The sequence below is a fragment of the Bacillus sp. FSL W7-1354 genome (assembly GCF_038002405.1).
In the GTDB taxonomy this organism is placed as follows: Bacteria; Bacillota; Bacilli; order Bacillales; family Bacillaceae; genus Bacillus; species Bacillus paralicheniformis.
On the sequence record NZ_JBBOCL010000001.1, the window covers coordinates 4,234,605 to 4,246,964 of the forward strand.

Annotated in this window: 11 protein-coding genes; 7 read left to right on the plus strand and 4 right to left on the minus strand. The window is 48.4% G+C overall.

Annotation, left to right across the window (positions count from 1 at the left end):
- The first annotated feature begins 47 nt into the window (after window positions 1–47).
- The gene (locus MKZ04_RS21275; protein ID WP_341047014.1) at window positions 48–1,343 is read left to right on the plus strand and encodes a nucleotide sugar dehydrogenase; all 1,296 of its coding nucleotides are present in this window, start codon (window positions 48–50) and stop codon (window positions 1,341–1,343) included.
- An 80-nt stretch (window positions 1,344–1,423) separates the two neighbouring features.
- Window positions 1,424–2,335 (plus strand): alpha/beta hydrolase, encoded by a 912-nt coding sequence (locus MKZ04_RS21280; protein ID WP_075755089.1) that lies wholly within the window; start codon window positions 1,424–1,426, stop codon window positions 2,333–2,335.
- Here the strand turns inward: MKZ04_RS21280 and MKZ04_RS21285 are convergent.
- Window positions 2,332–2,724 carry a winged helix-turn-helix transcriptional regulator gene (locus tag MKZ04_RS21285; protein ID WP_341047018.1) on the minus strand — a complete coding sequence of 131 codons (393 nt, stop codon included), beginning with the start codon at window positions 2,722–2,724 and terminating at the stop codon, window positions 2,332–2,334. The genes MKZ04_RS21280 and MKZ04_RS21285 overlap by 4 nt on opposite strands.
- A 130-nt stretch (window positions 2,725–2,854) precedes the next feature.
- Here MKZ04_RS21285 and MKZ04_RS21290 point away from each other — a divergent pair, with 130 nt between their 5' ends.
- The gene (locus tag MKZ04_RS21290; protein ID WP_020450562.1) at window positions 2,855–3,538 is read left to right on the plus strand and encodes an NAD(P)H-dependent oxidoreductase; all 684 of its coding nucleotides are present in this window, start codon (window positions 2,855–2,857) and stop codon (window positions 3,536–3,538) included.
- 42 nt (window positions 3,539–3,580) lie between these two features.
- On the opposite strand, the gene MKZ04_RS21295 is transcribed toward MKZ04_RS21290, so the two are convergent.
- Window positions 3,581–7,918 (minus strand): multifunctional 2',3'-cyclic-nucleotide 2'-phosphodiesterase/3'-nucleotidase/5'-nucleotidase, encoded by a 4,338-nt coding sequence (locus MKZ04_RS21295; protein ID WP_341047020.1) that lies wholly within the window; start codon window positions 7,916–7,918, stop codon window positions 3,581–3,583.
- Window positions 7,919–8,147: 229 nt separating this feature from the next.
- Here MKZ04_RS21295 and MKZ04_RS21300 point away from each other — a divergent pair, with 229 nt between their 5' ends.
- Window positions 8,148–8,663 carry a type 1 glutamine amidotransferase domain-containing protein gene (locus tag MKZ04_RS21300; protein ID WP_328067067.1) on the plus strand — a complete coding sequence of 172 codons (516 nt, stop codon included), beginning with the start codon at window positions 8,148–8,150 and terminating at the stop codon, window positions 8,661–8,663.
- A 38-nt stretch (window positions 8,664–8,701) separates the two neighbouring features.
- Here MKZ04_RS21300 and MKZ04_RS21305 read toward each other — a convergent pair whose 3' ends face one another.
- Window positions 8,702–8,917 carry a DUF1128 domain-containing protein gene (locus tag MKZ04_RS21305; RefSeq protein ID WP_020450565.1) on the minus strand — a complete coding sequence of 72 codons (216 nt, stop codon included), beginning with the start codon at window positions 8,915–8,917 and terminating at the stop codon, window positions 8,702–8,704.
- Between the two features lie 91 nt (window positions 8,918–9,008).
- A complete protein-coding gene (locus MKZ04_RS21310; protein WP_020450566.1) occupies window positions 9,009–10,367 on the minus strand; it encodes an alanine/glycine:cation symporter family protein in 1,359 nt (452 codons plus the stop codon).
- Between the two features lie 183 nt (window positions 10,368–10,550).
- Here MKZ04_RS21310 and MKZ04_RS21315 point away from each other — a divergent pair, with 183 nt between their 5' ends.
- From MKZ04_RS21315 to MKZ04_RS21325, 3 genes are read left to right on the plus strand one after another with little or no spacing between them, the layout of a single operon-like run.
- Complete coding sequence (locus tag MKZ04_RS21315) at window positions 10,551–11,021, plus strand: low molecular weight protein-tyrosine-phosphatase (protein WP_341047024.1); 471 nt, start codon at window positions 10,551–10,553, stop codon at window positions 11,019–11,021.
- Between the two features lie 22 nt (window positions 11,022–11,043).
- Entirely contained in the window at window positions 11,044–11,394 is a 351-nt protein-coding gene (locus tag MKZ04_RS21320) for a hypothetical protein (protein WP_020450568.1), read from the plus strand.
- On the plus strand, window positions 11,391–12,206 hold the full coding sequence (locus tag MKZ04_RS21325; RefSeq protein WP_020450569.1) for a YihY/virulence factor BrkB family protein: 816 nt from the start codon (window positions 11,391–11,393) through the stop codon (window positions 12,204–12,206). Before MKZ04_RS21320 ends, MKZ04_RS21325 begins: the two co-directional genes overlap by 4 nt.
- Window positions 12,207–12,360: the final 154 nt, after the last annotated feature.

The window sequence follows — 12,360 nt, forward strand, 5'->3', positions numbered from 1 at the left end:
TAAAACATAGTTTATTAAAGGAATGTACAGAAGGGGCGATTTGATAAATGAGCAAACAGGAAATGCATAACGAAACGATAGCGGTCATCGGCTTGGGGTTTGTCGGTCTGCCCTTGGCCATGTTGTTGATATCAAAAGGAATTCGGGTTATCGGTGTTGATTTGGATAAAAAGAAAGTCGAGGCATTACGGAAAGGGAACAGCTATATTTCAGATATCAACGATCAAGCGGTGCAGGACGGAATAGGCACCGGTTTCTTTCGTCCTGTTTCGGACTACGGTTTAATCGGCGAAGCGGATGCCGTCATCATCTGCGTACCGACGCCGCTGAATGATGATGCGGGTCCTGATTTGACTTATGTGAAAAGAGCGGCGCAATCGATTGGAGGGCACTTGAAAAAAGGGCAGCTCGTTGTGTTGGAAAGCTCGACATATCCGGGTACGACAAGGGACATCGTCAAACCGATCCTCGAAGAAAGCGGCCTTGTATGCGGAAAGGATTTTTATTTGGCTTATTCTCCAGAACGCGTTGATCCGGGCAATCAATTCCCGATTGAAGTCGTGCCGAAGGTAGTGGGAGGCGCGACGGAGGCATGCCTTGAAAAGGTGCATCAATTATACAGCGGCATTTATGAAGAGGTTGTGCCTGTCACATCGCCTGAAACAGCGGAGCTGACAAAGCTGCTGGAAAATACGTACCGGTTTATTAATATTTCATTCATTAATGAATTCGCGATGATATGCGACAAGCTCGGGGTGAATGTATGGGAAGTTATCGAGGCGGCAAGCACGAAGCCGTACGGCTTTGCGGCGTTTTATCCAGGTCCCGGCATCGGCGGCCATTGCATCCCCGTCGATCCGCTGTATTTGCAGTTTGTCATGAAACAAAGCGGTTTATCGAGCGACTTTATCGAGCTGTCGGAAGCGACAAATGATAGAATCGTCCGCTATATCGCAGATCGTTCCTTGCAACTGGCAGGGAAAGATAAGGCGACGGACGTCCGCATTTTAATCTATGGCGTCACCTATAAACGTAATATAGCGGATGTCCGCGAATCAAAATCGCTTGATATTATAGAGAAGCTGATCGGCATGGGGGCTGATGTTTCCTACCATGATCCGCACGTTCCGGAACTCGACCTCAGCGGCAAAAAACTGGCAAGCATGCCGATAGATTCAGAGATGCTGAAAGCGTACGACTGTGTTGTCGTTTTGACCGATCATGACGCACTTCCGAAAGAGCTGTTACTAAACCATGCAACCGTGATATTTGATACAAGAGGCGTATTGAGAGAAGCAGCAGGAAAAGCGAAAGTCATCCAGCTCGGAAACGGGTGCTCTTGACGCCAATTTTTTTCCGCGACTCACGCCCAGACCCGTTCGGAATACAATAAGTTAAAACAAGAACGTAAAGGGTGAGGGCCGTGTGGATCGGAATTTTGTTGATGGTCTTTGGAATTGGGATCAGTATTTTTGCCGTCAGTCTGATTGTCAGCTATTTGTTTGTTATGCCGAACAGGAGCACATATGAAGAAACCTTTTTCAGCGGACTCAAACACGGCGAGATCATCGATGATGTGTTTGAGTCACACGACAAAGAAGAGCTGTTTTTGACGGCGGGGGATGGATGCCGGCTGCATGCGCTGCTTTTTCCCGTTCAAAAGAGCAGGAAAGCCGTCATCGTTTCCCACGGCATCAAGTGGTCGCTGTTTGGAGGGTATAAATACGTCGAGCTGTTCCAGTCCATCGGCTACAATGTTCTGCTTTGCGACAGCAGGTGCCACGGATTGAGCGGCGGTTCACACGTTTCTTACGGATTTTACGAAAAGGACGATTTGGCGAGGTGGGCTGACGAGCTTGAGAACAGGTTCGGCAAAGACCTTTGGATCGGAGTGCTTGGCGAATCGCTAGGAGCCGCGGCTGCCATCGAGCTGATGAAACAGGACAGGAGAATCAAGTTTTGTATTGCCGATTCCTGCTTCAGCGATTTAACAGAGCTATGCCGCTTTCAGCTGAAAGCCGCCGTCAAATTGTCCGTGCCGTTTCTCATCCCGTTGGCAAGCGGGCTGATCAAACGGCGCCATGGCTGGAGCCTTGCCGACATATCGCCGGTCAGCAATCTTGAGCAGTCAGACACGCCGCTGTTTATCATCCACGGCACAAATGATCAGCTTGTTCCGCCGGAAATGGCCAAAAGCCTGTATGACCGGAAAAAAGGGATAAAGAAACTGTATTTGATTGAAGGCGCGGGACATGTCGGCGGATTTCGCCACGATCCTGAAGAATACTTAAGCAGAATCAAAGACTTTCTCTTGAAAATCGAGCCGGCCAATTAGCCTTGCGATTCCAGCATTTCAGCGGCAGCCGATCGTTGGCGAGCTTCCTTGATTTTGCCGGCATAGGAAGCTCCCCAATTCATCATTTGACTGATGATCGGGATCAGCGTCTTGCCGAATTCAGTTAAACTGTACTCGACTTTCGGGGGAACCTGCTTATAAATCGTGCGGCTGACGATGCCGTCGCGCTCAAGTTCGCGAAGCTGGAGGGTCAGCATCCGCTGTGTCACGGCGGGAATTAAACGACGCAGCTCATTAAAGCGTTTTTTATCATCGATCAAATGATACAGAATGACGCTTTTCCATTTGCCGCCGATGATATCGATCGTTGCTTCCACCGGGCATGAATAACCGTCCGGTGTTTCGCATGCCTTTGGATTCTTGTTCATTTTCCTCTCTCCTTAGTATAAAAAATGATACTATGCCACAAAAATGTGCGTACTTTCTTATTGCTATTATAATGATTAGAATGAAATTAAGAAAGGAATATAAACTATAGACAAAAGGAGAGAACAGAACATGACACAGCAATCCAAGAAGCAGGAGATTCTTGACGCATTCCAATTTAGACACGCGACAAAAGAGTTTGATCCGGACAGAAAGATATCAGACGAGGATTTTCAGTTCATTTTAGAAGCGGGCAGACTGTCGCCAAGCTCTGTCGGCCTCGAGCCGTGGAAGTTCGTCGTCGTCCAAAATAAAGAGCTGCGTGAAAAACTGCGCCAGGTCTCATGGGGCGCACAGGGACAGCTGCCGACAGCCAGCCATTTCGTTTTGCTGCTCGGACGCACGGCTAAGGAAATGCGGCATGATTCCGGGTATGTTGCAGATCAGTTAAAGCATGTGAAAAAAATGCCGGAGGACATCATTGAAAATATGCTGAAAGAAGACGGCGTTCTGAAAAGTTTCCAAGACGGCGATTTTCATTTGTACGAAAGCGACAGAGCGATGTTTGACTGGGTATCAAAGCAAACGTACATCGCGCTTGCCAACATGATGACGGCGGCCGCCTTGATCGGTATTGACTCCTGCCCGATTGAAGGCTTTAATTACGACAAAGTCCACGACATCCTTGAAAAAGAAGGATTGTTGGAGGACGGCCGCTTTGACATCTCGGTCATGGCCGCTTTCGGTTACCGCGTGAAAGAACCGCGTCCGAAGACGAGACGGGCGCTTGATCAAATCGTGAAATGGGTTGAATAAAAAAAAGTGCGGTTCTGCCTTTAGCAGACCGCACTTTTTTATTTAGATTTGGAGTTTGCGCCGCTTCCTTTGGTAAAGGTACAGACCGCTTCCGGATATAAGCAGCAGCAGGCCGAGCATCAGCCAATGATAGGCGTTTGAAGCGGTGTCAGGCAAAAACCCGCCGTTTGAACCATCTGAAGGTTCATTTCCGTCATCTGACCCGCCGCTGCCATGACCGCCTGATCCGTCTCCGTCGCTTCCGGCGCCGGGCGAAGCAGGGGGTTGACCGCCGCTGCCGCCATCCGGACCGTCATCATCGCCTGAACCCGGCGGAAGTGAAGGAGACCCGGCATCTTTGTCATTCATCACGGTATACTCGCTGAAATGGTCGACATAGCCTGCAACGGTACGGCCTTTCGTATAGCCGTTTGTCACTTTTGTGAAGCTGTTGTTTTTGCGGTCGACATAATAGACGCTCAAATGTTTGTCAGGAGCCTCGACTTGGAAAAACAGTCCGACAGGTTCTTTAAATGTGCTGACCGTTTTTCCACTCTGCTGAATGTTGAAATCATATACCTTTGTGACCGCCTGTTTGATATTCTTGGCGATTTTGATGCTGATTTTAGTCTTTTCGCTTGCCAGATTAACGGCTGGAAGCTGCATCGCAATGCGATCGTTTTTCAGGGTGATACTTGGATCATCAGTTCTTTCTTTGACAAGGTCAGTCTGTGCTTTTGTCATATTCAGCTTGATGTGGTCTTTTTCTGTGTCGGGGAAATAAGCAATCACCTGATTTGCGTTTTTCGCGTATGTTTCGAACGGTTTTTCCGCAAGCGTCCAAGTGCCGTCTGTCTGACGGTCAGGAAGGAACACTTCTGTGATTCTGTTTTCGATGTTCGGTGAAACAGAATCGTACAAGGCAAGCTGCTCTGTAAAAATGTCGTAATCGGTAAAACCGAGATCGACACCGTTTTTCGCTTCTTTAAAAACGGAATAGCCGTCTCCGCCGCCGCCCATGAAGTTATTTGTAGCCACACGATAGGTTTTGTCCAAATCGAGCGGAACAGCATCCCCTTTGTCATTGACAAGGTTCACATCAAGGATGCGCTCACCTTTTGGCTTGCTCAGTGTAAATGTGAAGGATAAACCCGCGACATGCGGAAACGCGCCTCCGCCTTCTTCGACTTGGCTCACCCCGTGCTCAAGCGCTTCTTTGATTTGCGCACCCGTCAAATCAGCGGCATAAAGGGTGTTGCCGAACGGCATAACCGTCAGCACATCGCCGAGTGTGATGTCGCCTTTGGCAATACCGCTTCTGATTCCGCCGCCGTTTGTGATGGCGATGTCAGCCCCGCCAGCTTGTTTTGCTTTCTTCAGCATGCCGTCCGCGATAAAATTGCCGAGGTTGGTTTCTTTTGAGCGGACATGCTCGCGTTTTCCGTCAAGCGGGACATCGGCATAGCCTACTTTTTTCTTCTTCAGTTCGTCAATATCTTCTTTAAAGCCGTCAAGCACTTCTTTCGCTGGAGGATCTTCGTCCACTTTGCCGTCAATCGCGATCAAATTGAACCTTGATTGATCCGTTTGAACGACGCCTTTCTCATCAAACACAACATCGACCCGTCCTAAAAACTGCCCGTAGTCTTTCACTTGGGCGACGATTGTCGGTTCTTCGCTCTCCACCACTTTTAAATGATCGACGAGTGTATGCGTATGCCCGCCGATAATCAAATCGATGCCCTTCACTTTTTTTGCCAGCTCCAGATCCCGGTTGTAGCCGAGGTGGGTGAGGGCGATGATTTTGTTGACCTTTTCTTTTTCTTTCAGTTCCTTGACCGTTTTCTCCGCTGACAGATAAGCGTCATGGAACGCAATGTTCGGTCCGGGGCTTGACGTATATGACGTATCTTCCGTCGTCAGGCCGAATACGCCGACTTGCTCGCCATTTACATCAAGCAGAATATAAGGATAGATGCCGCTTTCTTTCTTTTCTCCCGCTGTTAAGAGTGCAGGCTCTTTTTGAAAGCTTCGCAGCTGAGGCTCCTTTGATACATCGACATTGGAGCTGACGATTGGAAAATCGGGCTTTTCCAGCTGGTGTCTGTTTAACGGATCGACGGCCGCATTGTTTCCGCTCAGAAAGTCTGCGAGCACTTTCGGCCCTTTATCAAATTCATGGTTGCCGAAGGTCATGGCGTCATAGCCCATCATGTTCATCAGCTTCAAATCGGCGAGTCCGTTCCATTTTGTAAAATACAAGTCACCGGAAAAGACATCGCCGGCATCGAGCAGCACATTGTTTTCTGCTTCACTGCGGATTTCTTTCACTTTGGCAGCGCGCCTTGCCGCTTCATCAAGGTGGGCGTGCGTGTCGTTCGTGTGCATGACTGTTAACGTCCAGTTTCCATTATCAACCTGAGGCTCTGTACCTTCAAAGTTCAGCTTATAGACGCCATATCCGCTGTTTTCGGATTCTCTGACAAAATCGATGTCCTTCGCTTTTTCAGCAAACGGTTTGGCGAGGAGAGAAGATTCGAATGTCACATCGGCTCCTTTAATCGGAGCGATCGACCAGTTGTTATCGGCGGCAGGATTGACCGTTTTCTTTTCCATGATGTAGTTCATGAGCACCTGCCTGTTTTCATCAGCCGCCGCATAAACGACTTTGTCCTGCGTCAGATGCGGGAATCCGCCGCCCCCGGACGCGCGGTAATTATTTGTGACCACAAGGAATTCCTGATCGTCGCGGACGGCTTTTCCGTTGTAAGACAACTGTTTGACGCGGTTGGCCTGCGGATTTTTCACCCCGCCTGACGCATTGTATTTTGCCGGTTGTGTGACATCGATCTGGTAGGTCACACCGTCAATGACATCGAAATTATACGACCTGAAATCGGGGTTGAGGAGCGCCTGTTCACCCGATTTTGAAGGGTCGATCTGGTTGAACTGCCCGGCCGACATTTCGATCCAGTCCTTCACTTCGCTTCCCGTCAGCTTGACGATATAGAGCGTATTGTCGTACAAATACAAATCGCCGATGTTTTTGATCGCAAGGTTTCCTGCTTTAATGTTTGTATAATAATCAGCACCGTTACGCCCTCCTGCTTTAAATGGCGCGCCCGCTGATAAAATCGGCAGGTTTTCGTATTCCGTTCCCTTCATGGCATCTTCCGCATACCATTTTTGTGCGTCTGTGACAATCTGAATCGAAGGATCGTCTTTTACTTGTGCGAAAAAGCTGTTAATATCAGCTTCCGTTTGGCCAACCGGCGCGCGGACGTATTCAAGCGTTTTTTCGTGTGTGTCTTTAATCGTGGAAACGACGGTTTCGTGTCGTGACGTCACATTTCCGGCAATCGCTTCCGTTTTTGCGCTGGCATCTTTCACTGTCCATTTGCTGCCGTCCTGTTCAAGCTGCATATCGATGATTCCTAAATGGCTGCCCCAGTTTTTCGGCATGACGACAGGGATGCCGTTGATCGTTCCTTTTTGATTGTCGATCACGCCATTTCCTGGATAGTCGGTACCGGGGAACAGACCGTGCTGGTGTCCGGAGATGATCGCATCTATTCCTTCCGTCTTGAGAGCCAAGTCATATACGGCGTTTTCTGCTCCCGCCGCCTGTTCGCCATTTTCAATTCCGGAGTGGGCGATCGCAATGATCACGTCGGCGCCTTCCTGCTTCATTTTCGGAATCGTTTGTTTCGCTGATTCGGTGATGTCCTGCACCGTAATTTTGCCGTCCAGATGCTTTTTATCCCATGTTAAAATCTGCGGCGGAACGAAGCCGATGTAGCCGACTTTAAGCTGGTGCTTTTGGCCGCTTTCATCCGTCAGCGTCCGCTCTTCAATATGATATGGCGTATATTTGTTCTTTCCGTCCGATGTTTTTATATTGGCATTGACGATGGGAAATTCGGCGCCTTTTATCGTGCCGTCAAGGAATTCAAGGCCATAGTTGAATTCGTGGTTTCCGAGCGTGCCGGCGTCATAGTGCAGTTTGTTCATGACATCAATGATCGGGTGTGTTTTCGTTCCGGAGATAATTGCTTCACGTTCATGTTTGAAGATATATTCCCCTAGAGGGTTCCCTTGAATTAAGTCGCCGTTGTCGACAAGAATCGTGTTCGGATTCCGGCTCCGGTGCTTTTCGATCAGCTGAGCCGTGCGGGCCAGTCCGAATTCTGCCGTTTCTTTGTCGGCATAGTAGTCATAGTCCATGATATGGGCGTGGATATCTGTCGTACCCAGGATGCTGAGGTTGATCAGCGGGTGTTCATTTGGTTCTTCTGCATATGTCTGGGTGTTTGGAATGAGTAAACTGAGTATCATCACTGAGGTTAGCAGAATACGGAGAATGTTTTTCCTTGAAAACCGTCTTTTCTGTATTCCCACCATTTCTCCACCTTTCAGATTAGAGTAACAATTTCTATTGTAAGAACTTTTTGTAAAGTTTTGTAGAACTTTCGTTGCGAATATTGTAAACACTCAGAAAATGATTCCAAAGTCTGTCCCTGTCTGCCGGGTGACTTAGGTACTTTGTCGCGAGGAACGTGCGGATGTTTTATTTAGTGTGGCAGGGGGAAATGGATTTATGTAGACAGAAGCTTTTGGGAGGGTGATCAATATGAGCAAAAACATTGCAGTTGTTCTGACAGATTACTTTGAGGATTCGGAGTATAGCGAGCCTGCGAAAGCGTTCAAAGACGCCGGGCACCAGCTTACGGTTATTGAAAAAGAGAAAGGAAAAACGCTGAAAGGCAAGCAAGGCGAGGCGCAAGTGGAAACAGATGCGTCCATTGATGAAGTCAGCCCGGCCGATTTTGACGCGCTGTTGATTCCAGGCGGATTTTCGCCGGATATTCTCAGAGCCGACCAGCGTTTCGTATCGTTTGCGAAATCCTTTATGGATGACAAAAAACCGGTGTTTGCGATCTGCCACGGCCCGCAGCTTTTAATCACCGCCAAGGCTCTGGACGGACGCAGTGCAACAGGCTACACATCGATTCAAGTCGATTTGGAAAACGCCGGGGTTCAATTTAAGGACGAGGAAGTTGTCGTCTGCCAGAACCAGCTTGTTACAAGCCGGACGCCTGACGACATCCCTGCGTTTACACGCGAATCTTTGAAGCTGCTCGGCTAATGAAAAAGACCGGAATAGATTTCCGGTCTTTTTTATGTTTATTTTCGGAGTGCAGCCAGTTCCTCTGCGATTGCCTGCATTTCGCTCGGACTGAAAGATTTCTTTTTCATCACCATTTTGTGCAGGTATTCAAGATCTTCAAGCTTTTCATTGCTGAAGGCTTCAGCTTTGATGACGCCGATGTTCAGCATGTTTAGTTTTTGCGAGATCTCTTCGATCATTTTGTTAAGCTCGGCTGTTTTCTGCTCTGACAAGAAGGCACATCCTTTCTCACTGATTTTGTAGTCTTTATTGTAACAGAATTAAGCGAGAAGAAAAGGACGGCTGTCAAAAAGCATCTCCGGTTTAAACGGATACGCTGTTTTGCTTTTCCGCTTTTTCGGCTTTGATTTTGGCAAGGATCTGTTTGGACTCATAGATGACAATCCCTGTCAAACCGAGCAGGCCGATCAGGTTCGGTATCGCCATCAGACCGTTCAGCATATCGGCGAGCGCCCAGACAAAGTCATTTTTAAAGACCGCTCCGAAAAAGACGGCGATCACAAAGATGACACGGTAGACGATCGCATATTTTTCATTCAGCAGGTAGGTGAAGCATTTCTCTCCGTAGTACGACCAGCCCAAAATCGTCGAATAAGCGAACAGCAGCAGTCCGATCGCAACGATTGTCGATCCCGCAGGGCCGAGAAAATGTGCGAATGTCATCGATGTCAGCGCATCGTTTTTTTCTGTCAGATACATGTTTCCCATGACAATCGATATCCCCGTAATCGAGCAGACAATCAATGTGTCGATGAAAACCTGGGTCATAGAGACAAGTGCTTGGCGAGCCGGCATATCAGTTTTTGCCGCGGCTGCCGCGATCGGCGCCGAGCCGAGCCCTGCTTCATTTGAAAATACGCCCCGCGCCACGCCCCAGCGGATCACGGTTCCGATCGCGCCTCCTGCCACGGCCTGGCCGGTAAACGCGTCAGAGAAAATTAAACCGACCGCGCCTGGGACAAGTTCAAAGTTTGTGACAAGAATGATCAACCCGGCGATGACATAAAATAAAGCCATGATCGGCACGAACAGCGAGGTGACTTTGCCGATACTTTTAATCCCTCCGAGAATGACAAGTGCTGTAAAAATCGTGACAATGATGCCGGTTACCCAGGCAGGCACGGAAAATGTGGAGCTCATGACTCCGGATACAGAATTTGACTGAACCATATTGCCTATTCCGAAAGCGGCAAGCGCCCCGAATATGGCAAATAACACACCAAGCCACTTTTGCTTGAGGCCGTGTTCCAAATAATACATCGGGCCGCCTGACATTTCGCCGTTTTTGTCTTTCACGCGGAATCTGACGGCAAGCACCGCTTCGGCATATTTCGTGGCCATTCCGAAAAAGGCGGCGAGCCACATCCAAAACACGGCGCCAGGCCCTCCGGCAATGACAGCTGAGGCGACACCGACGATATTCCCGGTACCGACCGTAGCGGCAAGGGCAGTCATCAACGCCTGAAAGTGGGAAATATCGCCTTCGGAGGATTTATCCTGATGTCTTGAAAAGGCAAGCTTTAATGAGTAAGGCAAAAGTCTGATCTGCAAAAAAGCCAGCCTGAAAGTCAAATAAATACCTGTTCCAACAATGAGGATCAAAAGCGGAGGTCCCCATAAAAAACCGTTCATTGTATCTACAATATGTGAAATAAAATCCATAGGCGAAATATCCCCCTTTAATTTTGTGTCTAACTAGAATATTCTGAAAGTTTGTTAGATTTGTCAATAGCATTGTCATCTTTTCTTCCCAAAGTTGAAAAAAACAAAAAAATCTTTAGTATAAAAGCAAAAGTGTTTTTTCTTTCTGAAATGTGGGGAAAGAATAGAGGAGGCTCTTGTTTGATGACCAAAGTGCTATTTGTCTGCCTCGGCAATATTTGCCGCTCTCCGATGGCAGAAGCTGTATTTAACGACATGCTCAAAAAAAGCGGACTGGAGGACCGAATTGAAGCCGATTCGGCGGGGACGGGGAACTGGCATGTCGGAAAACCGCCTCATGAAGGCACACGGTCGCTGCTATCTGCAAAAAAGATAAGCTGCGAAGGCCTTTACGCGAGGCAGATTACCGACAAAGACCCGGAAGCGTTCGATTATATCATCGCGATGGATGCCGAAAACGCTGGCCATGTGAGAAGCCTTGCCGGCTACGGGAGCAAAGCCGTCATCCGGAGGCTGCTCGACTATGTCGAGGATTGTGAGACGGCAGATGTTCCTGATCCATACTACACCGGGAACTTTGATGAGGTGTACGAACTCGTCGCGAAAGGATGCAGCGAATTGCTAAAGGACATTCGAAAAGAACACAAATTATAAAAAACGAAGGGAGAGATTTTTTATGAAAAACGACCGCGTTTTCATCAGAAATATCCTCCTCGGCGCTTCGGTCGGGGCGGTTATGTCACTGCTGCACAAACCGACCAGAGAAGCGTGCGGCGCAAAGCTTGACGCGTGCAAAAACAAAGTCCGCCTTTACCGCGCAAATCCCGGAATGTTCACCGAATGCGTGAAAGAAAAAATGGACGAAGCCAAAAAACTGACCGCTTCCATATCGGACGATTTAAGCTTCTTAAATCAACAGATGAAAGAACTGAAAGAGACGACGCCAAAAGTGATCGGTCTGATCGAGGAAACGAGGGATCACTTCACAGCTAAATCCAAAGGGCGTACGGAGCCGGAAAAAGAATGAGCTTTTTGAAAGAGCTGGCTTGGCGTTTTTTCCTTCATGAAGGGCCGAGCAAATCGGCGGAACTTGCCTACTTTTTCCTGCTGTCCCTGTTTCCGTTTATGATTTTCCTATTGACTTTGATCGGCTACCTGCCTGTCAAAACGGGCGATGTCATTGGGCTGATTGAACAGTATGCTCCAGAAGACACGATGTCCGTTATTGAAGAGACGCTCAATACAGGAAACAGGGGCCTGCTTTCTTTCGGGATCATCGCGGCGCTCTGGTCTGCGTCAAACGGATTGAACGCGATTGTCAGGGCCTTTAATCATGCTTATGAAGTGGAGGAAAACCGCTCATTCATCATGGTTCGGCTGACATCACTCCTCCTGACCGCCGCGATGGTTTTCACCATATTGGTCGCGCTTCTTCTTCCGGTATTCGGGAGGGCCATCGGCCATTTCATCGCCAATCTGGACGGTACGCCGGAAATGTTTCTAGCGGCATGGTCAGCGCTCCGCTGGGGAATCAGCCCGCTTGTGCTGCTGATCGTCTTTACGGCTTTATACTTTTTTGCCCCGAATAAGCGGCTGTCATTTAAATTCGTGCTTCCGGGAGCCGTTGCAGCGACAGCCGGCTGGATCCTCGTCAGCATGCTGTTTTCATACTACGTCAGTGAATTTGCAAACTACAGCGCAACATACGGAAGCCTCGGCGGCATCATCGTCCTGATGATCTGGTTTTATTTAAGCGGAATGATGATTATTCTTGGAGGGGAGATCAATGCCCTTTTACATAAACGTAAAATCATTCCTGAAGAAAATCCGCGGAAATGAGCAATCTATAAAAGAACGTTTCATGAGTTCAAAAGCGGAGGGATCATCATGACAAAACACACGAAAAAAGGCGGCAGCCATAATAAACAAAATTCAAAGCAAAGTTCGAAAAACAAAACGAGCGGAAGCGCCAACGGACAAAACGGATATCATT

Coding starts and splice junctions, on each gene's coding strand:
- MKZ04_RS21275 (WP_341047014.1), top strand. CDS start 48: ATGAGCAAACAGGAAATGCATAACGAAACGATAGCGGTCATCGGCTTG.
- MKZ04_RS21285 (WP_341047018.1), bottom strand. CDS start 2,724: ATGAACAAGAATCCAAAGGCATGCGAAACACCGGACGGTTATTCATGC.
- MKZ04_RS21290 (WP_020450562.1), top strand. CDS start 2,855: ATGACACAGCAATCCAAGAAGCAGGAGATTCTTGACGCATTCCAATTT.
- MKZ04_RS21295 (WP_341047020.1), bottom strand. CDS start 7,918: ATGGTGGGAATACAGAAAAGACGGTTTTCAAGGAAAAACATTCTCCGT.
- MKZ04_RS21300 (WP_328067067.1), top strand. CDS start 8,148: ATGAGCAAAAACATTGCAGTTGTTCTGACAGATTACTTTGAGGATTCG.
- MKZ04_RS21310 (WP_020450566.1), bottom strand. CDS start 10,367: ATGGATTTTATTTCACATATTGTAGATACAATGAACGGTTTTTTATGG.
- MKZ04_RS21315 (WP_341047024.1), top strand. CDS start 10,551: ATGACCAAAGTGCTATTTGTCTGCCTCGGCAATATTTGCCGCTCTCCG.
- MKZ04_RS21320 (WP_020450568.1), top strand. CDS start 11,044: ATGAAAAACGACCGCGTTTTCATCAGAAATATCCTCCTCGGCGCTTCG.
- MKZ04_RS21325 (WP_020450569.1), top strand. CDS start 11,391: ATGAGCTTTTTGAAAGAGCTGGCTTGGCGTTTTTTCCTTCATGAAGGG.